This is a genomic window from Pantoea sp. C2G6 (assembly GCF_051336815.1).
In the GTDB taxonomy this organism is placed as follows: domain Bacteria; phylum Pseudomonadota; class Gammaproteobacteria; order Enterobacterales; family Enterobacteriaceae; genus Pantoea.
The window spans coordinates 257,114-277,576 of sequence record NZ_JBGMNJ010000003.1; the positions used below are offsets into that span (position 1 = coordinate 257,114).

The following is a 20,463-nucleotide window of genomic DNA, read 5'->3' on the forward strand; positions in this document are numbered from 1 at the left end:
GACTGCCTGGCAGTCGCGTTTTCTTTTCTGACAAGGAGGCCAGATGGCCCGTTTCCAACCCATCAGCCAGCTTACTGGCCGGATGTTGCTCTTTCCTCTGGCGTTAGTGCTGTTTGAATTTGCCACCTATATTGCGCACGACATGATCCAGCCTGGCATGCTGATCGTGACCCGCGAATTCGCCGTTGGTCCCGAATGGGTCTCCACCTCCCTCACCGCCTACCTGATTGGCGGGATGGTGCTGCAATGGCTGCTGGGGCCGCTCTCCGATAAACTTGGCCGCCGACCGGTGATGCTCTCCGGCATCCTGTTTTTTGCCATCGCCTGTCTGCTGATGTACCGGGTCAGCTCGATTGAGGCGTTTGTCGGCCTGCGGTTTATCCAGGGCATCAGCCTCTGCTTTATCGGCGCGGTCGGCTATGCCGCCATCCAGGAAGCCTTTGATGAGGCGCTGGCGGTGCGGATGATGGCGCTGATGGCCAATGTCGCGCTGCTGGCACCGCTGGCCGGTCCGCTGGCGGGTGCCGCCTGGCTGACGCTTGGCAGCTGGCGCAGCATGTTCTGGCTGTTCGCCGGCTGTAGCCTGGTCGCCTTTGTGGTGCTGTGGCGCGTCATGCCGGAAACCGCGGGCGATCGCAGTCACTCTGTCGCCCTGCCCAGTCTGGCGCGCAACTATGGCCGGCTGATGAAAGATCGGCTGGTGATGTCAGGCTCCTTCGCTATCGGACTGGTGTTTATTCCGATCCTGACCTGGGTTGCCCTGTCACCGGTGATCCTGATGCAGGATGAAGGGCTGTCCCGTATGCAGTATGCCCTGCTGCAACTGCCGGTGTTTCTGGCGATGATCGCCGGTAATCTGACCCTGAGTAAGCTGGCGGGACGGGTACCGATTGAACAGCCGGTGAAATTCGCCGCCTGGCCGATTCTGATCGGGCTGAGCCTGGCGCTGCTGGCGAGTCTGCTCAACAGCCACAGCTATCTGCTGATTACCGCGGGTCTGAGCCTGTATGCCTTTGGTGCGGGTATGGTCAACGCCGGGCTTTATCGCCTGACGCTCTACGCCAGCCAGGAGGGTAAAGGCAGCGTGGCGGCGATGCTGGGGATGATCAGTATTCTGACGCTGGCGGTGGGGATTGAACTGGCCAAAAGCGGCTACTTCAGCGGCGGCACGCTCTGGTTCTGCCTGATTAACTTTATCAGCGGCGTGCTGTGGTTTGGTCTGGTGATTATCTTTATGCGTGAGCGTAAACGACGCAGTAAGCTGGAAGCGTTATAAATAATGCGGCGGGTTGTGGTTTAAATCTGACACCGCTGAATAAACTTTAGGAACAGGATCAGAAGAGGAAAGCGCCCCGCGTCAGGGATTGGCTTAACTGCCTTTCCGATCTGACCCTGACTCCTCAGCATGCTCTGTTTCGCCGTTAACTGGCGCGAACTTCAGGATCAAAAAAGGCCGCTTGCGCGGCCTTTCTGCTATTTGCGCGGATAGAGCTCTTTGCGCGAATAGGGTTCAATGTCCCCTTCTTTGCGCGTTTTCAGCAGCTTGAGGATCCAGGTGTATTGCTCAGGATGGGGACGCACGAACACCTCCACCTCCTCATTCATCCGGCGCGCCAGCTGATGATCGTCCGCCTCCAGCAGATCGTCCATCGGTGGCCGCACATAAATATCCAGCTTGTGGCTGTCGCCGTTATAGACCGGGAACAGCGGCACCACCCTGGCGCGGCACACCTTCATCAGCCGGCCCACCGCCGGCAATGTCGCTTTGTAGGTGGCAAAGAAATCGACGAACTCACTGTGCTCTGCCCCGTGATCCTGATCGGGCAGATAGTAGCCCCAGTAGCCCTGTCTGACCGAACTGATAAAGGGCTTAATACCGTCATTGCGGGCATGCATCCGGCCACCAAAGCGGCGACGCGCGGTGTTCCAGGCGTAATCCAGCAGCGGATCGCTTTGATTGTGAAACATCGCCGCCATCTTTTGTCCTTCCGAGGCGAGCAGCATCGCCGGAATATCCACCGCCCAGCCGTGGGGCACCAGGAAAATAACATTCTGCTGTTCCGCTTTCATCTGGTCGATAATTTCACGACCATGCCACTCTACCCGCTGGCGGATAAGCGCGGGATCGCGCAGCACTAACTCGGTCATCATCGCCATCGCCTGCGGTGCCGTGGCAAACATCTCATCAACCAGCGTGGCACGCTGCTCTTCGCTGAGTTCAGGCAAACAGTAATAGAGATTAATCAGCGCACGGCGGCGTGCGCCTTTGGCCAGTTTACCGGCAAAGCGGCCCAGGCGGCCCAGCAGCGGATCGCGGACTTTCGGTGGCAGGTAAGCCATTCCCGCCAGCGCACCAATAGCCAGCCAGCTGCCCCAGTATTTAGGTTTGAGAAATGAACGTTCAAAAACGGGAATAAATTCAATGTTATTTTTTTTACGGGTTTCCATGCACTCGCCTCAAGCAATGACCGGCTAATGATAGTGACGACCTGAAAATTTGCAATCATCCTGATCCAGATAGCAAAAAACCGACGGGATCACCGTCGGTTTTGCTGCAAAGTGACGAGATTCGCCTATTTGAGACCGAGCTGCGGCAGCCAGGATTTAACCTGTGCCAGATACTGACTCCGCTCTTTGCCCGCGAGACCTTCCATCCGCGGCAGTTTCGCCGTTAAGGGGTTAACCGCCTGGTTGTTGATCCAGATCTCAAAATGCAGATGCGGACCGGTTGAGCGTCCGGTGTTGCCTGACAGACCGATGCGGTCGCCACGTTTCACCTTCTGTCCCGGTTTCACCAGCACCTTCTTCATGTGCATGTAGCGCGTCATATACTGACGGCCATGACGGATCGCGACGTAGTTACCGGCCGCGCCGCCGTTCTTCGCCACCACAATCTCGCCGTCACCGACCGCCAGCACCGGCGTACCAATCGGCAGCGCAAAGTCGACGCCTTTGTGCGGCGCAATGCGGCCGGTGACCGGATTCAGTCGACGCGGGTTGAAGTTGGAGGAGACGCGATACTGCTTCACGGTCGGGAAGCGCATAAAGCCGCGCGCCAGGCCGGAACCGCTGCGATCGTAGAATTTGCCATCATCGGCGCGGAAGGCGTAATAATCTTTGCCCCCGCTGCGCAGGCGCACGCCGAGCAGCTGACTCTGGGCGCTTTTGCCGTCGAGCATCTCGCGCGACATTAACACGCTGAACTGATCGCCCGCGCGCAGCTTACGGAAATCCATCTGCCATTGCAGCGCCTTGATCACGCTACTGGCTTCCGCCCCGCTTAATCCGGCCCGCTGAGCGCTGGCGGCAAAGCTGCCGCGCACTTCACCCTGCAACACGCTGTTGCGCCACTCCCCCTTCTGCATCTCCGCACTCATCTTAAAGCCCCCATTCGGGGTACGTTCATAGGTGCGGGTTTCACGCCGGGAGATTTCCCAGCTCAGGGTTTTCAGGCCGCCATCCTCATCCAGCGTCCAGCTCAGCTGTTGGCCGACCTGGAGATTACGCAGATCGCGATCGCTCATCACCAGCGCGTTGATGTCGCCGATGTCGATACCATATTGGTTGAGGGCACTGCTCAGGGTGTCACCGGATGAAACGGTATAGTCGTGGACGCCAGACGTGTCCGGCACGTCGCTGTCGACGTCGTCCGCAGGCAGCTCTTCGTCCGGTTCCGGTGTGCTCTGATCGATCGGCTCACTGGCTTCCGGCAGCAGGGTGCGGAACTCATTTTTATCCAGCTCGATGGTTTTGACGATAGGCGCCACATCATCGGTAGGGTGATAAACATAAGGCCGCCAGACAGCGACGGCCAGAGTGACAACGGTTAAAGACCCCAGCATTACGCGGTGGGGGCGCGGCAAATTATTAAATGCGAGGGCGACAGAGCGGGCTATCTGCTGCACTTTTACCTATTCCTCATGCTCCTTTCAGGCAGCTTTCATACTGGCTCGACAGCTGTGAGAGGAATTTCACGTAGCTGTCTTTGGCTAAGCTGATGTCAGTTCCCAGCGGATCGAGTGTGCCTTTACGCACCTGGGTTCCGCGAGCCACTGCATCGATGACTGCTGGTCTGAATTGTGGCTCAGCAAAGACGCAGACCGCCTTTTGCTCAACCAACTGTGTTCGTATCTGATGTAAACGCTGAGCGCCCGGCTGAATCTCAGGGTTGACGGTAAAATGCCCGGTGGGCGAGAGACCGTAGTGTTTTTCAAAGTACGTGTAAGCGTCGTGAAAAACGAAATATCCTTTGTTTCTGACCGGAGCGAGTTGTGCGCTAACGTGTTTGTCTGTATCCGCCAAAGCTACCTCAAACTGCTGGAGGTTGGCGTCAAGTTTGGCTTTATCTTGCGGCATAAGTTCCAATAATTTTCCATGGATTGCAACCGCGGTCTTGCGTGCGATCTCTGGCGACAACCAGAGGTGCATATTAAACTCGCCGTGATGATGGTGATGCGCATCGGCATCCGCTTCTTCAGACTTTTCCCCTGCGTGTTCATCTTCATCTTCAGCGCCGCTAATCAATAACGGTTTTACCCCGTCGATGTCAGCCATCGCGAGATTTTTTTTGGCCGGAAGTTCCGCCACAGACTTCGCCATAAAGGCTTCCATTTCAGGCCCGACCCAGACGACTAAGTCCGCGTTTTTAATACGTTTTGCATCAGATGGTCGCAGGGCGTAATCGTGTTCAGAGGCCCCGTCCGGCAGCAGGACATCCACCGGGGTAACGCCATCGGCGATGGCGGCGGCGATAAAACCGACCGGCTTCATGGAAGCGACCACATCCGCCTGGGCCGGAAGGGTTAACGAAGCTGTAACGGAGAAAGCGGTTAAGGCGAATAATGCGCCCTTTTTATTATGTAACATATTGCGTCATTCCATCGTGACCATGAGGTGGAATGTGATATTATAACATTCGAAATTCTGTGCAACCTGTAAATACTATGACCTCACTTGTCACACTCGAAAACGTTTCGATAAAATTTAACCAGCGCAATGTGTTATCGGGCGTCAGCCTGGCACTTCAGCCTGGACGCATCCTGACCCTGCTGGGGCCGAACGGTGCCGGAAAATCAACCCTGGTGCGTGTGGTGCTGGGTCTGCTGGCCCCCACCAGCGGCAGCGTGCAGCGTGATCCCCAATTGCGTATTGGCTATGTGCCGCAGAAGCTGCATATCGACCCGACCCTGCCGGTGACGGTAGAACGCTTTATGCGGCTGACGCGCGGCAGCAAAACGGCGGAGATCCTGCCAGCGCTGAAGCGTGTCCAGGCGGGCCACCTGCTCAACGCGCCGCTGCAAAAACTCTCCGGCGGTGAAACCCAGCGTGTGCTGCTGGCGCGCGCGTTGCTGAATCAGCCGCAGCTGCTGGTGCTGGATGAGCCGACACAGGGTGTCGATGTGAATGGTCAGGTCGCGCTGTATGACCTTATCAATCAGCTGCGGCTGGAGCTGAACTGCGCGGTGCTGATGGTTTCCCACGATCTGCATCTGGTGATGGCGAAAACTGATGAAGTGCTCTGCCTTAACCACCACATCTGCTGTTCCGGCTCGCCGGAAGCGGTCTCGCAGCACCCGGAGTTTATCGCGATGTTCGGCCCGCGCGGAGCCGAGGAGCTGGCGATTTACCGTCACCACCATAATCATCGTCACGACCTTCAGGGACGTATCGTTTTACGCAAAGGACAGGGTCCATCATGATTGAACTGTTATTACCGGGCTGGATAGGCGGGGTGATGTTAGCGCTGGCTGCCGGTCCGCTGGGCTCGTTTGTGGTCTGGCGCAAGATGTCCTATTTCGGCGATACCCTGGCGCATGCCTCCCTGCTCGGCGTCGCCTTTGGCCTGCTGTTTAACGTCAACCCTTACTACGCGGTGATCCTGGTGACGGTCTGCCTGGCGCTGGGGCTGGTCTGGCTGGAGCGTCGTCCGCATCTGGCGATCGATACTCTGCTGGGGATTATGGCGCACAGTGCGCTGTCGCTGGGGCTGGTGGTGGTGAGCCTGATGAAGAATGTGCGCGTCGACCTGATGGCCTATCTGTTTGGCGACCTGCTGGCGATCACCCCAGACGATCTCTGGATGATGGGCGGCGGCGTGGTGATTGTATTGCTGGTGATGGCCTGGCAGTGGCGGCCGCTGCTGTCGATGACCATCAGCCCGGAGCTGGCACAGGTCGATGGCGTTAATATTCAGCGTACCCGGCTGATCCTGATGCTGGTCACGGCGCTGACTATCGGCGTAGCGATGAAGTTTGTCGGCGCGCTGATCATCACCTCACTGCTGATTATTCCTGCCGCCACCGCCCGCCGTTTTGTGCGTTCACCGGAAGCGATGGCGGGCGTGGCGATGGTAATCGGCATTATCGCCGTGACCGGCGGACTGACCTTCTCCGCCTTCTACGACACTCCGGCCGGCCCGTCCGTGGTGCTGTGCGCCGCCATCCTGTTTATCTTCAGCATGGTGCGCAAACCGGCGGTCTGATTACTCTTCCCGCGTCATACCGAAATGACGATAAGCATGCTGCGTGGCCATCCGGCCACGCGGTGTGCGCTGGATAAAACCCTGCTGGATCAGGAAGGGTTCAATCACATCCTCGATGGTTTCGCGCTCTTCACCAATCGCCGCCGCCAGGTTATCCAGACCCACCGGTCCGCCCATAAACTTGTCGATGATCGCCAGCAGCAGTTTGCGGTCCATGTAGTCGAACCCTTCACTGTCGACATTCAGCATATCCAGCGCGCTACAGGAGACGTCGCCGCTCAGCTCGCCGTTAGCGCGAACTTCCGCGAAGTCGCGCACCCGGCGCAACAGGCGGTTGGCGATACGCGGCGTACCGCGTGAACGGCGGGCAATCTCCAGCGCGCCTTCATCACTCAGCGCCAGCCCCAGACAGGCCGCGCTGCGTCCGACAATGTGTTGCAGATCTTTCACCTGATAGAACTCAAGCCGCTGCACAATCCCGAAACGGTCACGTAACGGGGAGGTCAGCGAGCCGGCGCGGGTGGTGGCCCCGATCAGGGTAAAAGGCGGCAGATCGAGCTTAATTGAACGGGCCGCCGGGCCTTCGCCGATCATAATATCCAGCTGATAATCTTCCATCGCCGGATAGAGCACCTCTTCCACCACCGGCGAGAGGCGATGGATTTCATCAATAAACAGGACGTCATGCGGTTCGAGGTTGGTCAGCATCGCCGCCAGATCGCCCGCTTTTTCCAGCACCGGACCGGAGGTGGTGCGCAGATTGACCCCCATTTCATTCGCCACGATGTTTGCCAGCGTGGTTTTCCCCAGCCCCGGCGGACCGAAGATCAGCAGGTGGTCAAGCGCATCGCCGCGCAGCTGCGCTGCCTTGATGAAAATCTCCATCTGCTCACGCACCTGCGGCTGACCGACATACTCGGTCAGCATTTTCGGGCGAATGGCGCGGTCGAGACTCTCTTCTTCGTTAACGCTGGCAGCAGAGACCAGGCGATCGGCTTCTATCATGAATTACCTCAAATGGCAGCGCGGAGCGCTTCGCGGATCAGGGTTTCGCAATCCGCATCCGGCCGACCGACTTTACTGATCATACGGCTGGCTTCCTGCGGTTTATAACCCAGTGATACCAGGGCTGCAACCGCTTCGGCTTCCGCGTCGTTGGTTTCCGGCTCCGCGCTCGGCGTGGTCAGCGTAAAGGCCGAATCGCCGCCAAACAGGTCGCCATGCATCCCTTTGAAGCGATCCTTCATCTCGACTACCAGACGTTCGGCGGTCTTCTTGCCCACGCCCGGCAGTTTCACCAGCGAGGCGATCTCCTCTTTCTCCACCGCCGTAACAAACTGCTGTGCCGACATGCCGGAGAGGATCGCCAGCGCCAGTTTTGGTCCCACGCCATTCACCTTAATCAGTTCACGAAACAGCGCCCGCTCCTGCTTGCTGTTAAAACCAAACAGCAGCTGCGCATCTTCGCGCACCACAAAGTGGGTGAAAATCACCGCTTCGTGCTGCAATTCAGGCAACTCATAAAAACAGGTCATGGGCATGTGAATTTCATAGCCTACGCCGTGCGCCTCAAGCAGCACCAGCGGCGGCTGCTTTTCCAGAATATTGCCCCGTAAACGACCTATCACCTGAATGCTTCCTTAACCAACGAATGTGGCGGATTTTATAACATAAAAAAGGCTGGATGAATATCCAGCCTGAGAGTGAGGCAGTGAGCACCGCATTAACCCGACCGCAATCGTCCGCGCGTCAGCACCAGCTTACTGTCGCTCATGCGCGCCGCGTTCTGCGCCACGTGGCAGTGGGTAATCGCGATCGCCAGCGCATCGGCCGCATCGGCCTGCGGGTTAGCCGGTAGCTTCAGCAGGGTGCGCACCATGTGCTGCACCTGGCTTTTCTCGGCGCTGCCGATCCCGACCACCGTCTGCTTAACCTGGCGAGCGGCGTATTCAAACACCGGCAGATCGTGATTCACCGCGGCGACAATCGCCGCCCCGCGCGCCTGACCCAGCTTCAGCGCCGAGTCGGCGTTCTTCGCCATAAACACCTGTTCAATGGCGAAGTAGTCGGGTGCAAACTGGGTGATGATTTCACAGACACCCGCGTAAATCAGCTTAAGGCGGGCCGGTAACTCAGTGGTATTGGTGCGGATACAGCCGCTGCCCAGATAGGTGAGCTGGCGGCCAGTCTGACGAATCACGCCATAACCGGTGATGCGCGAGCCGGGATCGATACCCAGGATAATCGACATCACGCCTCCCCGGTTGATGCGCTGGCGGTCAGCGCCATTACAGCGTTTCCGCCACCTCGTCGGAGATCTCACCGTTATGATAGACCTCCTGCACATCGTCACAATCTTCCAGCATGTCGATCAGACGCAGCAGTTTTGGCGCGGTTTCCGCATCCATTTCCGCTTTGGTTGATGGGATCATCGACACTTCAGCGGTATCCGCTTTCAGGCCGCGCGCTTCCAGCGCATCACGCACCGTGCCCATCTCTTCCCAGGCGGTGAAAACATCAATCGCGCCGTCGTCATAGCTGACCACATCTTCTGCGCCCGCTTCCAGCGCCGCTTCCATCACCGCGTCTTCATCCTGGCCTGGTGCATAGGAGATGACGCCCTTCTTGCTGAACAGGTAGGCGACGGAGCCGTCAGTGCCCAGATTGCCACCGGTTTTGGTAAAGGCGTGACGCACTTCACCCACGGTACGGTTACGGTTGTCGCTCAGACATTCGATCATAATGGCAGAGCCGCCCGGACCGTAACCTTCATAGATGATGGTTTCCATATTGGCATTGTCTTCACCGCCGACACCGCGCGCGATCGCACGATCCATGGTGTCGCGGGTCATGTTGTTCGCCAGCGCTTTGTCCATTGCCGCACGCAGACGTGGGTTTGAACCAGGATCGCCGCCGCCCAGCTTGGCCGCCGTCACCAGTTCACGAATGATCTTGGTGAAGATTTTGCCGCGTTTAGCGTCCTGCGCCGCCTTACGGTGTTTGGTATTTGCCCACTTACTGTGTCCTGCCATTTTACATTTTCTCCGATCTTTTACAGGGTGCAGGCTATCTGGCCTGCGATCTTCTCCCCCGGCAGCGCCCGCACAGGTTGCTGACAACCTGAACGCCCGAAAAGGGCGGCCCGCAAGGGGCGAGCCTGGCGAGTCATCCGCCCGTACCGGAGTACGGTGGGATTGCTGCGCGCTGGCGGTGAACAACTCGCGGCGTCGATAACGCCTGACTGGTCAATACGCTGGTGTAGTCCTGTTAAAACTCACCCGATAAATAAAATTTAATCCATGCGCCGCTGAAATAACGCGCGGCGGCGAACATTCAGGCAAATTCTTCAATCGCCTGGCGATTACTCCATGATCGGGTTAACGCTGCGGCTTCGGCCGGTGCCAGCCAGCGAAACGCCAGATGTTCACTCAGGGTGACATCCCGCTCCGCGGGCAGTTGCAGGCGAAACCAGTGCTCGTGATTATGGGTGACCTCGGGTGCATAGCGATGGCGAAAATGCGGAAAGATTTCAAAATCAATCTGACGCTGACAATCCTCCATCTCCAGCTCTTCAGCCAGCACATCGATGCCCACCTCCTCGCCTACCTCACGACACGCCGTTGCCAGCGGTGACTCACCCGGCTCCAGGCTGCCGGTGACCGACTGCCAGAAAGTGGGATCGTCACGGCGTTGCAGCATCAACACCCGGCCCGTGTCGCGCGCCATAATAAGCACCAGCACCGAAACCGGATGTTTATAGCCCATTATTTATTCTCAGGCTTTTCTTTTTTCACTACCTGAATACCCAGCTCCAGCAGCGAGGCGGGATTCGCTTCGCTTGGCGCTTCGGTCATCAGGCAGGCGGCCGCCGTGGTTTTCGGGAACGCAATCACGTCACGAATGTTATCGGTGCCGGTCAGCAGCATGGTCAGACGATCCAGACCAAAGGCCAGGCCCGCGTGGGGTGGTGTACCAAATTTCAGCGCATCCAGCAGGAAGCCAAACTTCTCACGCTGTTCCTGCTCTGTAATTCCCAGGATGCTGAACACCGTCTGCTGCATTTTGCCGTTGTGGATACGCACGGAACCGCCACCCACTTCATAACCGTTGATCACCATGTCGTAGGCATTCGCCACGGCACGGGTTGGATCGGCTGCCAGCTCTTCCGCGCTCATCTCTTTCGGCGCGGTGAACGGATGGTGCATTGCGGCCAGACCGCCCTCTTCGTCCTCTTCGAACATCGGGAAGTCGATTACCCAGAGCGGTGCCCAGGCTTTCTCATCGGTGATGTTCAGCTCGCGGCCCGCTTTCAGACGCAGCGCGCCCAGGGCATCAGCCACCACTTTGGCGCGATCGGCACCAAAGAAGATAATGTCGCCATCCTGTGCGCCGGTGCGGCTCAGAATGCCTTCCACAATTTCCGCATTCAGGAACTTGGCAACCGGACTCTGCACCCCTTCCAGGCCATTCGCGCGCACGTTGACCTTCATCCACGCCAGGCCTTTCGCGCCATAGATCTCAACGAACTTGCCATACTCATCAATCTGCTTGCGGCTCAGCTGTGCGCCACCCGGCACGCGCAGCGCGGCGACGCGGCCTTTGGCATCGTTAGCCGGGCCAGAGAAGACCTGGAACTCAACGTTTTTCAGCAGGTCGCCGACATCCACCAGCTCCATCGGGTTACGCAGGTCCGGCTTATCCGAACCGTAACGATGCATCGCTTCGGCAAAGGTCATCTGCGGGAACTCGCCGAGATCGACGCCCTGCACGGCCTGCCACAGATTGCGGATTAAACGCTCCATGATTTCACGCACCTGCGGCGCGGTCATAAAGGAAGTTTCCACATCGATCTGGGTAAATTCAGGCTGACGGTCAGCACGCAAATCTTCATCACGGAAGCATTTGACGATCTGATAGTAGCGGTCAAAGCCCGACATCATCAGCAACTGCTTGAACAGCTGAGGTGACTGCGGCAGCGCATAGAACTTGCCTTTGTGCACCCGGCTTGGCACCAGGTAGTCACGCGCGCCTTCTGGCGTCGCTTTGGTCAGCATCGGGGTTTCAATATCCAGGAAACCTTCGTCATCCATAAAACGACGCACAAAGCTGGTGATTTTCGCACGGGTTTTCAGACGGGTGACCATCTCAGGACGGCGCAGATCGAGATAGCGATATTTCAGGCGCGCTTCTTCGCTGTTGTTCTGATTCGCGTCGAGCGGCAGAGGCTCGGAGCGGTTGATGATGGTCAGCGCCTCGGCAAACACTTCCACTTCACCGGTCGCCATCTCGCTGTTTTTGTTTTTTTCGTCACGCGCGCGCACGGTACCGCTGATCTGGATACAGAATTCGTTACGCAGCTCAGAAGCCAGCTTAAAAGCCTCCTGGCGATCGGGATCAAAAAACACCTGCACGATGCCTTCACGGTCGCGCATGTCGATAAAAATCAGGCTGCCCAGATCGCGACGGCGATTGACCCAGCCGCTAAGCGTGACTTGCTGACCCACATGAGACAGATTGAGCTGTCCGCAATATTCTGTACGCATAACACTATCCTTTTAACTTCACCGCTGCGGCTGACAGCATCCGGCCGCGTTACCTTATGCGATGCTGTCGCAAAATTGGCGGCCATTATAATGGAAAAAGCCAGACAGGATAAGCAGATCCACGCCAAAGCGCCGATTTCCTGCGCGGGTTTGCACGGTTGCCGGACCTTAGCGGATAATTGTCTCTCTTAACCTGGAGTCAGGAGAACGTGTGACACTTCGTATTGGCCTGCCGCAGTGGCAGCATTCGCACTGGAAACGCTGGGGCATCGAAAGCCTGGCGGACTACGCCCGTTACTTCCACTGTGTGGAGGGCAACACCACGCTCTATGCGCTGCCCTCCACCGAGACCGTGCTGCGCTGGCGCGATATGACGCATGCTGATTTTCGCTTCTGCTTTAAGTTTCCCAGCACCATCAGCCATCAGGCGGCGCTACAGCACAGTGATGACCTGCTCACTGATTTTCTGCGCCTGATGGAGCCGCTGGCCGATCGTATCGGTCAGTACTGGCTGCAACTGCCCGCCACCTTTTCGCCAGCCCAGCTCGACGCCCTGTGGCATTTTCTGGATAGCCTGCCGCGCCGCTTTGACTATGGGGTGGAGGTGCGTCATCCGGCGTTCTTTGCCAAAGGCGACGCCGAGCGGGCGCTGAATCGCGGTCTGCTGGCGCGCGGAATTAACCGCGTCATCCTCGACAGCCGCCCGGTTCACGCCTCCACCTCGCAAAGCCCGGCCGCGCTGGCGGCGCGGGCGCAAAAACCCCGGGTGCCGCCCCATGCGCTGCGAACCGGCTCACAGCCGATGGTGCGTTTTATCGGCAGCGACAGCGTGGAGGAGAGCGTGCCGCTGTTTCAGGTCTGGCCCGCCCGACTGGCGGAGTGGCTGCAACAGGGCGACGCCATGCTGTTCCTGCACACGCCCGACATGGGCCAGGTTTTTCCGCTGGTGCAGGCGCTCTGGCCGCAGCTGCAACAGATCGATCCTGCTGTCGGCAGCGGACCGGACTGGCCGCAGCAGGCGTCACTGTTTTGATCGCAGTAGAGGACAAGGTAACAGCCGCCCGTTAGAATAGGCGCCTGACTGATGGGGGCTGGAGTTGTAATGGTTAGCGCGTTATACGTGGTGCTGGGTGCATTACTGATCATAAAGTTCACGCTGAACGTGGTGCGTTACCGCCGTTTCTATCGGGTCGCCTATGGCGATGGCGGCTATCACGACCTGAAAATGGCGATACGCATTCACGGCAACGCCATCGAAACCATTCCGCTGGCGTTGCTGCTGCTGGTGATGATGGAGATGAACGGTGCCGACATCTGGATGGTGCATCTCACCGCCCTGCTGTTCTTCACTGGCCGGCTGCTGCACGCCTGGGGCTTACGCAGCAGCACAATGGCCGGGCGTAAATATGGCATGATGCTGACGCTGTTTTCCCTGTGCGGCATGGTGATCTTCAACCTCATCTATCTGCCGTGGGAACTGGTGCTGACGTTACACTAAGGTTGCCGGGTTAAGGGGTGCAGCCCGCCTCACTTTCTGCCAGAATAGCGCCCTTTCCGTCGTCTCTTCGGATTTTCGATATGTCTGACCGCGATCAACTCTTCTCAGCGCCCATTGCAAAACTGGGCGACTGGACCTTTGACGAGCGCGTAGCTGAAGTCTTTCCCGACATGATTCAGCGCTCGGTGCCGGGCTACTCCAACATCATTTCGATGATTGGCATGCTGGCAGAACGTTTTGTCACCCCTGACAGTCAGGTTTATGACCTCGGCTGCTCACTGGGCGCGGCCACCCTGTCGGTGCGCCGTAATATTCATGTGCCGGGCTGCCGGATCGTTGCGGTGGATAATTCCCCGGCGATGGTGGAGCGCTGCCGTCGTCACCTGGATGCGTTTCGCGCCGAGACGCCGGTCACGGTACTGGAAGCGGATATTCGTGACGTTGATATTGAGAACGCCTCGCTGGTGGTGCTCAACTTTACCCTGCAATTCCTGGAACCGCCCGCGCGCCTGGCGCTGCTGGAGAAGATCTGGCAGGGACTCAATCCCGGCGGTGCGCTGGTGCTGTCGGAAAAATTCAGCTTTGAAGATGCCGACGTCGGTGAACTGCTGTTTAACATGCACCACGACTTTAAGCGCGCCAACGGCTACAGCGAACTGGAGATCAGCCAGAAGCGCAGCATGCTGGAAAATGTGATGCTGACCGACAGCGTGGAAGCGCACAAGGCCCGTCTGAAACGGGCTGGTTTCTCGCACGCCGAACTCTGGTTCCAGTGCTTTAACTTTGGATCTCTGGTGGCGTTGAAATGATCGATTTTGGCCGTTTTTATCAGCAAATCGCGGTGGGTCCGCTGGCGAAGTGGCTGGAAGTGCTGCCTGCGCAAATCAGCGAGTGGCAGCGGGAGAACCTGCACGGGCACTTTCGTGACTGGTATAAGTCACTGGAGTACCTGCCGCTGCTGGAACCTCAAAAACTTGACCTGCTCCATAGCGTCACCGCTGACCGGGATGACATCAGCGATCGTCACCGGCAGGGTATTGAGAAATTGCTGCGCAACCTGATGCCGTGGCGCAAAGGCCCCTACTCGCTCTACGGCACGGCGATCAACACCGAATGGCGTTCCGACTGGAAGTGGGAGCGGGTATTGCCGCACATCTCCCCGCTGGCGGGTCGTACGGTGCTGGATGTCGGCTGTGGCAGCGGTTATCACATGTGGCGCATGATTGGAGCCGGTGCCCATCTGGTGGTCGGCATCGATCCGATGCAGCTCTTCCTGGTGCAGTTTGAAGCGGTGCGTAAACTGCTGAATGACGATCGGCGGGCGCACCTGTTACCGCTCGGCATTGAGCAGCTGCCGGCGTTGCAGGCGTTCGATACGGTGTTTTCAATGGGCGTGCTTTATCATCGCCGTTCGCCGCTGGATCACCTGTTGCAGCTGAAAAATCAGCTGGTCAGCGGCGGTGAACTGGTGCTGGAGACGCTGGTGATTGAGGGCGATGTCAACCAGGTGCTGGTGCCGGGTGAGCGCTACGCGCAGATGCGCAACGTCTTCTTTATTCCTTCCGCCGAGGCGCTGAAAAGCTGGCTGGAAAAAAGCGGTTTTGTCGATGTCCGTATTGTCGACTTCGCCCGCACCACCACCGAAGAGCAACGCCGGACTGACTGGATGACCAGCGAGTCACTGGCTGAATTCCTCGACCCCAATGACCCCAGCAAAACGGTGGAGGGCTACCCGGCTCCGCTGCGCGCGGTGCTGGTCGCCACCAAACCTTAGCCTCCTTCAGCGGCGAGACCTGCGCGGTTTCGCCGCTCTCCTGCCTGACTATCCAGCCACTTTTGCCCCGCTGTTCCAGGTTAACTTCCGCACGCCTGCGGCGATAAAACGCACAGGATAGCCCTCCGCCCGGCCCGCATTGTGCCAGGCTGGATCAGACTGGTTAATGCCTGACAAGGAGCTTGGAGTATGCGTAAATTTATTTTCTCTTCACCCCGTAAATATGTGCAGGGCGCTGGCGTGCTGGATGAGCTGGGGTCCTATGTGGCAGAGCTGGGCGACAACGCTTTTCTGGTGGCGGATGAGGTGGTGTGGCAACTCACTGGTGAACGCGCGCAGCAGGCGCTGCAACGCGCTGGCGTGCGGTTCAGCCGTCAGTCGTTTAACGGTGAAGCCTCCGGCAATGAGATTACCCGTCTGAGTAAGCTGGCGAAAGATCAGGGTTGTAATGTGGTGGTCGGGCTGGGCGGCGGCAAAACGCTGGATACCGTCAAGGCGGTCGCCGACGAGCTGAAGCAGCCGGTCGCCATTGTCCCGACCATCGCCTCGACCGATGCGCCCTGTAGCGCCCTGTCGGTGATCTACTCGGACAGCGGCGTCTTTGAGAGCTACCGCTTCTACAGCAAAAACCCTGACCTGGTGCTGGTAGATACCGCAGTCTGCGCGGCCGCCCCGGCCCGGCTGTTCGCCTCAGGCATTGCCGATGGTCTGGCGACCTGGGTTGAGGCGCAGGCGGTGGCGCGTAGCCATGCGAAATCGATGGTTGATGGCGCGCCAACGCTGGCAGGTCTGGCGATTGCCCGCGCCTGCGAAGAGACGCTGCTGACCTGGGGCTACAGCGCCTATGTGGCCGTCACCGCCAACCGGGTGACACCGGCGGTTGAAGCGGTGGTCGAGGCGAATACGCTGCTCTCCGGGCTGGGCTTTGAGAATGGCGGTCTGGCGGCGGCGCACGCTATCCATAACGGTTTTACCGCCATTGATGGCGATATTCATCACCTGACGCATGGTGAAAAAGTGGCCTACGGCACCCTGACCCAGCTGGTGCTGGAGCGGCGTCCCGATGAGGAGATTGCGCGCTACATCCGTTTCTACCGCTCGATCAACATGCCGACCACGCTCCGGGAACTGCATCTGGAGAATGAGAGCTGGGAAAATCTGGTGAAGGTGGGGGCGCTGGCCAACAGTGAAGGCGATACGCTGAAGAACCTTAACCCGACGCTCTCCGCGGAAGATGTCGCTAACGCCCTGCTGGCGCTGGATGCGTTCAGCCAGACCCTGGAGTAAGCCGCGGAGGAGTAGCAGGCGATCGCTGATCGCCTGCTACTCCTCCGCGGCTGGCTGATCCCAGTATTCATATTTATAGGCGGCGCTGAGATGACGTTCGAGGGTGCCGCGCGTGAAGATCTCAGTTTCATGCAGGTAACTCAGGGTACAGTTACCGACCTTATCCCAGGACTGACACTCATCCACTGAGCGGATAGTGCTCAGCGGCGTAGTGGCGGTGCCGTTGAGCCGCAGTTCACGCCACTGAGGATCGTAGGTATAGCTGTCAGTGCTATTTGATGAAGTGGTGCGGGTCACCAGCCCTCTGGCGTTCCAGTGGTAATGATTTTCACCGTTGGTCAGGGGATCGCTGCCGCGCGCCACGCTTTTCGCCAGCCGAAACTGCCGATCATAGCGATAGGTGGTGTCGGTAAACCCAGGATTACCCATGCTGGTAAACTTTTCGGAAGCGCTAGTGATGTTGCCATGCTGTCCTCTCTGCCAGTTAATCGTCCCCTGTCGGTTATCGACCACCACCTCTTTACCCTCTTTCAGCACTTTGACCAGATAAGCATATTCCGCCACCCAGCCGCCCTGTACCCGGACAATGTGTTGCTCCATACGCAGCATGACGTTGCGCTCATTTTTATCGTAGGTGATGTCGGCAATGGTCAGATCGCCACAGGCGTCAAACTGCCCCAGCACCCGTTTCTGGGAATCAACATCTTTGCCGAATTCACCCGCAACCACCTGTTTAACCCCGCCTCTGGCACTGCCACCCAGCAAAATCCAGTTGTTGCTGCTGGTGACAGCCGCACTAAGCGGGCCGCAGCTACGGGCCGCCGCACTGCCCTGCGCAGTCAGCAACAGACTCAGGATAAGGATCAGTTCACGTTTCATAAGCTCAGTTCCGGGCGACGTTGCGTTAAGTGTAAGCGCTGTAAGGGTGCACAGCGGCGACTGAGAAAAATTTCATCGTCTGCAAAGGGCTGGCTGTCAGGCGCGGGCGATGACCGCCCTCACCTCCCCCAGCCGGGAGTGGCTCAACACCCTCTGGTCTCAGAGCACTTTGGCAAAACAGAGCGCCTCGTCCCGACCGGCATAGGGTCCGTAATTGCTGATGGTCCGGTAGCCATTGTTGAGATAGAACGCGACCGCCCGCGGGTTAACACGCCGGGTTTCAAGCCGCAATTCGCGATACCCCATCCGTTTTGCAGCCTGTTCCAGAAAGGTGAGCAGGGCGCGCCCTGTGCCCGGCACACTTCGATCAGAAAACATGCGTTTGATTTCAGCGGTCTGGTCCGTTAACGGACGCAGCGCGCCACATCCCACCGCCTCACCTTTCGCGTTTCTTGCTAACACCCACAGCGAGCCCCTCTCCGCGAAAGAGTCCGTGGCGGCACGGCTTGCGCCACTGCTGCCGGTGATCGCAGCCAGCTCAGCGGAGAGTTGTTCCCTGAGCAACCGGGATTCCGCACTATAGGGGTCAGATTTTTCTAGGCGGATCATGGCGATAACCTCGGCTGACAACTGAAAATAAAATAGAGGATAACCATGATAAAGGCATCATCTTTCAGTGCCAGATGGACTGAAGCCTGACTGAGGCCGGTGCGTGATGTGCTATACAAAAAGTATCGGGCGGAGAGGATGTGAATAGTGGCACCGCAGAGGCACAGATGCGACATTGTGAAACAGTTAACAAACCGGGACTGTGGTTTGAGGCATGTATACATCTTTTTGGAAGATTCGCCTCATTAATGAATCAAATTTTTAGCTGTTTATAAAAACAGTAACTAATCTTTGCTCAAGGCGATATGATAAAAATCCAAATGGAACTTGGACAAAGATGATGACAGATGAAAAAAATCCAGATATGGATAATGTTAATATAGGTTTACCTGCTGAAGCGTTAAATCAGTTTGCTTCAACTAATCTTTCAGAGCGTGAGGTTGATTTTCGCTGGAAAATGTCAAAAATCACTACTTCAGTAGTGAGTGATTTTATGCATAGCAAGAATTTTGATCTGTGCTGCCGGGGATGCGGTGCAAGGAGTATTATCATTCCGCAGGTTCAGATTTATTTAAAACATGAAGGTACCCCTGTTCTAAGTCAACATGCATATTATTCATCTTTTATGGAGGGCGATGACTGCAAAACTACGCCTAATTGTTATGAATACAGCATTATCTGTAAAAACTGTGGTCTTACCTCAAAAATAAATGCAGCTGTTATTCTTGAGTGGTTTAATGACAAGGAAGGTCATTGTGGAAGAAGCGACTAAAACTAAAAGTTCGGTTATCTCATTTCCTGAGTTACCTCGTCCAACTCACAGCAACGGAGGTGGTGGAGATATGGAATCACGCATTGCTAAACTCGAATCAGATGTTAATCATATTCAGAACGACATCAAAGACATAAAAAGTGATGTTCGTGAGATAAAAAAAGATGCTAAAACTGATTTCCGTATCCTTTTCGGCGCGCTGATAACTGTAGCGCTGGGCCTTGCCGGGTTAATGGCTAAAGGTTTTCACTGGTTTTAAATGATCGTCTAAAAAACCTATGTATTTTATGAGATGAGTATGCCGCATAAGCGACATACTCAAAATATGTCTGGAGAACCATTGTGGTGATGAAAATCAGGCACAACTAGCTTTTTATAAACGTCTTTCACTAAAAAAGACATAAAGGGGATGATGCTGAATTCTCAACATCTAATACATTAACAATAATGGCTTTCTTGCCCGACACTTCAGTTAAAGTGTGCACCACAATGAAAATAACGACAGGCAGACAATTTCGGTTTTTCGAAGGCACTCACCTGCTGTGTCAGTTTAACTGTCAGGTGCGGACTACAGAGCATGCAGTAGTACTATATGGGCTATGAAGTTTGCTTTAATCAGATAGAGTTTTATTAGACCTGCGTTACTCTTTCCAGCTACGTTAATGTTGTAATATGATGTTTATCAAAAACTTATAATGGTTTTTAATAGTTAACCAACACAGCATAATCTCAATCGGCATAACTATGGATGAACTTGACGACTTTGAGGAAGATCTTGATTCAGACAATCCCGGTAAACTCATTTGGCATGTATCCTGCGATGAGTCAGGTACTGGCGGTGCCAGGTTCTATGGGTACGGCAGCGTCTGGATGCGGTATCAACGGCGTGGTGAATTTGCCAAACTAATGCAAGATCTGCGAGAAAAGCACAACTGCTTTGACGAACTAAAATGGCAGAAAGCACACTCCCCGCGAAATCAGGCCTTTTATGACGATGTAATTGCGCTGTTCTTTAAGCATCCCTGGCTGGCATTTCACTGCATCATCGTACAGAAGTCGCATGTTGATAAGAAGTATCATGATGGTAATTATGACCTTGCGATGCGTAAACATTTTACAAAACTGCTCACTTCTAAAATTTCACAGGTCATACGAACTCACCCTCACAGGGAGTGCGAATTTCGTATTGATGTCGATCCTATTCCGTCAAGTTATAAAAAGGCTGATGAAGCTCTTCTTAAAATAGCCAATAATGTCGTATTTAGCTCCACAGGGAAAAAAGAAGCTATTAAATATGTGAAAACAAAAGACTCGAAGCAATCACAACAGATTCAAATTGCGACTTTTTGCTCGGTGCTGTTATGAGTGCTTTTCAAAGCAAAGCCTCAAACCCACGAAAATTAGAAGTAGCGAGAAAATTGCTTCTTACATAGGATGGGACGGATTTTTTTATGACACAATGAATTATGAAAGGAAGTTTAATATCTGGTACTTTTATGACCCGACCAAAGGCCCTCGTGAGCTTGAAACAAAACCGGTAAAACTCCGCTATCCACTGCCAAAACGCAAGCATAAACGATCCTCAAGCGGTTAAGGTTTAGATTAACACTCAAGCAAACA

At 56.2% G+C, this 20,463-nt stretch carries 21 protein-coding genes and 1 pseudogene; 11 read left to right on the plus strand and 11 right to left on the minus strand.

What is annotated here, in order from left to right; all coding sequences use genetic code 11:
- The first annotated feature begins 43 nt into the window (after window positions 1–43).
- Window positions 44–1,276, plus strand: coding sequence for an MFS transporter (locus ACCW71_RS07120; RefSeq protein WP_436370472.1), 1,233 nt, complete (start codon window positions 44–46; stop codon window positions 1,274–1,276).
- 197 nt (window positions 1,277–1,473) lie between these two features.
- On the opposite strand, the gene lpxM is transcribed toward ACCW71_RS07120, so the two are convergent.
- From lpxM to znuA, 3 genes are all read right to left on the minus strand, one after another.
- The gene (lpxM, locus tag ACCW71_RS07125) at window positions 1,474–2,448 is read right to left on the minus strand and encodes a lauroyl-Kdo(2)-lipid IV(A) myristoyltransferase (RefSeq protein WP_436370473.1); all 975 of its coding nucleotides are present in this window, start codon (window positions 2,446–2,448) and stop codon (window positions 1,474–1,476) included.
- 125 nt (window positions 2,449–2,573) lie between these two features.
- Complete coding sequence (mepM, locus tag ACCW71_RS07130; protein WP_436370474.1) at window positions 2,574–3,905, minus strand: murein DD-endopeptidase MepM; 1,332 nt, start codon at window positions 3,903–3,905, stop codon at window positions 2,574–2,576.
- 13 nt (window positions 3,906–3,918) lie between these two features.
- Window positions 3,919–4,866 (minus strand): zinc ABC transporter substrate-binding protein ZnuA, encoded by a 948-nt coding sequence (znuA, locus tag ACCW71_RS07135; RefSeq protein ID WP_436370475.1) that lies wholly within the window; start codon window positions 4,864–4,866, stop codon window positions 3,919–3,921.
- 77 nt (window positions 4,867–4,943) lie between these two features.
- Between znuA and znuC the strand changes: the two genes are divergently transcribed.
- Both znuC and znuB read left to right on the plus strand, forming a co-directional pair.
- Complete coding sequence (gene znuC / locus ACCW71_RS07140) at window positions 4,944–5,699, plus strand: zinc ABC transporter ATP-binding protein ZnuC (RefSeq protein WP_436370477.1); 756 nt, start codon at window positions 4,944–4,946, stop codon at window positions 5,697–5,699.
- Window positions 5,696–6,481, plus strand: coding sequence for a zinc ABC transporter permease subunit ZnuB (znuB, locus tag ACCW71_RS07145; RefSeq protein ID WP_436370478.1), 786 nt, complete (start codon window positions 5,696–5,698; stop codon window positions 6,479–6,481). Before znuC ends, znuB begins: the two co-directional genes overlap by 4 nt.
- Here the strand turns inward: znuB and ruvB are convergent, their stop codons facing one another.
- The 6 genes from ruvB to aspS form a co-directional block, all read right to left on the minus strand.
- Entirely contained in the window at window positions 6,482–7,486 is a 1,005-nt protein-coding gene (ruvB, locus tag ACCW71_RS07150; RefSeq protein ID WP_436370480.1) for a Holliday junction branch migration DNA helicase RuvB, read from the minus strand.
- Between the two features lie 8 nt (window positions 7,487–7,494).
- Window positions 7,495–8,109: a Holliday junction branch migration protein RuvA gene (ruvA, locus tag ACCW71_RS07155; protein WP_436370481.1), complete on the minus strand. Its 615-nt coding sequence runs from the start codon at window positions 8,107–8,109 to the stop codon at window positions 7,495–7,497.
- 95 nt (window positions 8,110–8,204) lie between these two features.
- Window positions 8,205–8,732, minus strand: a complete 528-nt coding sequence (gene ruvC, locus ACCW71_RS07160) for a crossover junction endodeoxyribonuclease RuvC (RefSeq protein WP_436370482.1) — start codon at window positions 8,730–8,732, stop codon at window positions 8,205–8,207.
- Between the two features lie 37 nt (window positions 8,733–8,769).
- Window positions 8,770–9,513 carry a YebC/PmpR family DNA-binding transcriptional regulator gene (locus tag ACCW71_RS07165; protein ID WP_436370483.1) on the minus strand — a complete coding sequence of 248 codons (744 nt, stop codon included), beginning with the start codon at window positions 9,511–9,513 and terminating at the stop codon, window positions 8,770–8,772.
- A 301-nt stretch (window positions 9,514–9,814) separates the two neighbouring features.
- Window positions 9,815–10,246, minus strand: a complete 432-nt coding sequence (gene nudB, locus ACCW71_RS07170) for a dihydroneopterin triphosphate diphosphatase (RefSeq protein ID WP_436370484.1) — start codon at window positions 10,244–10,246, stop codon at window positions 9,815–9,817.
- Window positions 10,246–12,024, minus strand: coding sequence for an aspartate--tRNA ligase (gene aspS, locus ACCW71_RS07175; RefSeq protein ID WP_436370485.1), 1,779 nt, complete (start codon window positions 12,022–12,024; stop codon window positions 10,246–10,248). The genes nudB and aspS overlap by 1 nt, the downstream gene beginning before the upstream one ends.
- Window positions 12,025–12,235: 211 nt before the next feature.
- Here aspS and ACCW71_RS07180 point away from each other — a divergent pair, with 211 nt between their 5' ends.
- The 5 genes from ACCW71_RS07180 (at window position 12,236) to ACCW71_RS07200 (ending at window position 16,583) form a co-directional block, all read left to right on the plus strand.
- On the plus strand, window positions 12,236–13,057 hold the full coding sequence (locus ACCW71_RS07180; RefSeq protein ID WP_436370486.1) for a DUF72 domain-containing protein: 822 nt from the start codon (window positions 12,236–12,238) through the stop codon (window positions 13,055–13,057).
- A gap of 69 nt (window positions 13,058–13,126) precedes the next feature.
- Window positions 13,127–13,522, plus strand: coding sequence for an MAPEG family protein (locus ACCW71_RS07185; protein ID WP_436370487.1), 396 nt, complete (start codon window positions 13,127–13,129; stop codon window positions 13,520–13,522).
- Between the two features lie 80 nt (window positions 13,523–13,602).
- On the plus strand, window positions 13,603–14,331 hold the full coding sequence (gene cmoA, locus ACCW71_RS07190) for a carboxy-S-adenosyl-L-methionine synthase CmoA (RefSeq protein ID WP_436370488.1): 729 nt from the start codon (window positions 13,603–13,605) through the stop codon (window positions 14,329–14,331).
- A complete protein-coding gene (gene cmoB / locus ACCW71_RS07195; RefSeq protein ID WP_436370489.1) occupies window positions 14,328–15,296 on the plus strand; it encodes a tRNA 5-methoxyuridine(34)/uridine 5-oxyacetic acid(34) synthase CmoB in 969 nt (322 codons plus the stop codon). The genes cmoA and cmoB overlap by 4 nt, the downstream gene beginning before the upstream one ends.
- 189 nt (window positions 15,297–15,485) lie before the next feature.
- On the plus strand, window positions 15,486–16,583 hold the full coding sequence (locus tag ACCW71_RS07200; protein WP_436370490.1) for a glycerol dehydrogenase: 1,098 nt from the start codon (window positions 15,486–15,488) through the stop codon (window positions 16,581–16,583).
- Between the two features lie 36 nt (window positions 16,584–16,619).
- On the opposite strand, the gene ACCW71_RS07205 is transcribed toward ACCW71_RS07200, so the two are convergent.
- Window positions 16,620–17,462 carry a hypothetical protein gene (locus ACCW71_RS07205; protein ID WP_436370491.1) on the minus strand — a complete coding sequence of 281 codons (843 nt, stop codon included), beginning with the start codon at window positions 17,460–17,462 and terminating at the stop codon, window positions 16,620–16,622.
- A 159-nt stretch (window positions 17,463–17,621) separates the two neighbouring features.
- Window positions 17,622–18,071, minus strand: a complete 450-nt coding sequence (locus tag ACCW71_RS07210; RefSeq protein WP_436370492.1) for a GNAT family N-acetyltransferase — start codon at window positions 18,069–18,071, stop codon at window positions 17,622–17,624.
- Between the two features lie 337 nt (window positions 18,072–18,408).
- On the opposite strand from ACCW71_RS07210, the gene ACCW71_RS07215 reads away from it, so the two are divergent.
- From ACCW71_RS07215 to ACCW71_RS07225, 3 genes and pseudogenes are all read left to right on the plus strand, one after another.
- Entirely contained in the window at window positions 18,409–18,843 is a 435-nt protein-coding gene (locus ACCW71_RS07215; RefSeq protein WP_436370493.1) for a hypothetical protein, read from the plus strand.
- Window positions 18,827–19,102: a hypothetical protein gene (locus ACCW71_RS07220; RefSeq protein ID WP_436370494.1), complete on the plus strand. Its 276-nt coding sequence runs from the start codon at window positions 18,827–18,829 to the stop codon at window positions 19,100–19,102. Before ACCW71_RS07215 ends, ACCW71_RS07220 begins: the two co-directional genes overlap by 17 nt.
- A gap of 485 nt (window positions 19,103–19,587) precedes the next feature.
- A pseudogene (locus ACCW71_RS07225) lies at window positions 19,588–20,437 on the plus strand (DUF3800 domain-containing protein).
- The last annotated feature ends 26 nt before the right edge of the window (window positions 20,438–20,463 follow it).

Coding starts and splice junctions, on each gene's coding strand:
- ACCW71_RS07120 (WP_436370472.1), top strand. CDS start 44: ATGGCCCGTTTCCAACCCATCAGCCAGCTTACTGGCCGGATGTTGCTC.
- lpxM (WP_436370473.1), bottom strand. CDS start 2,448: ATGGAAACCCGTAAAAAAAATAACATTGAATTTATTCCCGTTTTTGAA.
- znuA (WP_436370475.1), bottom strand. CDS start 4,866: ATGTTACATAATAAAAAGGGCGCATTATTCGCCTTAACCGCTTTCTCC.
- znuC (WP_436370477.1), top strand. CDS start 4,944: ATGACCTCACTTGTCACACTCGAAAACGTTTCGATAAAATTTAACCAG.
- znuB (WP_436370478.1), top strand. CDS start 5,696: ATGATTGAACTGTTATTACCGGGCTGGATAGGCGGGGTGATGTTAGCG.
- ruvB (WP_436370480.1), bottom strand. CDS start 7,486: ATGATAGAAGCCGATCGCCTGGTCTCTGCTGCCAGCGTTAACGAAGAA.
- ruvC (WP_436370482.1), bottom strand. CDS start 8,732: ATGTCGATTATCCTGGGTATCGATCCCGGCTCGCGCATCACCGGTTAT.
- ACCW71_RS07165 (WP_436370483.1), bottom strand. CDS start 9,513: ATGGCAGGACACAGTAAGTGGGCAAATACCAAACACCGTAAGGCGGCG.
- nudB (WP_436370484.1), bottom strand. CDS start 10,246: ATGGGCTATAAACATCCGGTTTCGGTGCTGGTGCTTATTATGGCGCGC.
- aspS (WP_436370485.1), bottom strand. CDS start 12,024: ATGCGTACAGAATATTGCGGACAGCTCAATCTGTCTCATGTGGGTCAG.
- ACCW71_RS07185 (WP_436370487.1), top strand. CDS start 13,127: ATGGTTAGCGCGTTATACGTGGTGCTGGGTGCATTACTGATCATAAAG.
- cmoA (WP_436370488.1), top strand. CDS start 13,603: ATGTCTGACCGCGATCAACTCTTCTCAGCGCCCATTGCAAAACTGGGC.
- cmoB (WP_436370489.1), top strand. CDS start 14,328: ATGATCGATTTTGGCCGTTTTTATCAGCAAATCGCGGTGGGTCCGCTG.
- ACCW71_RS07200 (WP_436370490.1), top strand. CDS start 15,486: ATGCGTAAATTTATTTTCTCTTCACCCCGTAAATATGTGCAGGGCGCT.
- ACCW71_RS07205 (WP_436370491.1), bottom strand. CDS start 17,462: ATGAAACGTGAACTGATCCTTATCCTGAGTCTGTTGCTGACTGCGCAG.
- ACCW71_RS07210 (WP_436370492.1), bottom strand. CDS start 18,071: ATGATCCGCCTAGAAAAATCTGACCCCTATAGTGCGGAATCCCGGTTG.
- ACCW71_RS07215 (WP_436370493.1), top strand. CDS start 18,409: ATGATGACAGATGAAAAAAATCCAGATATGGATAATGTTAATATAGGT.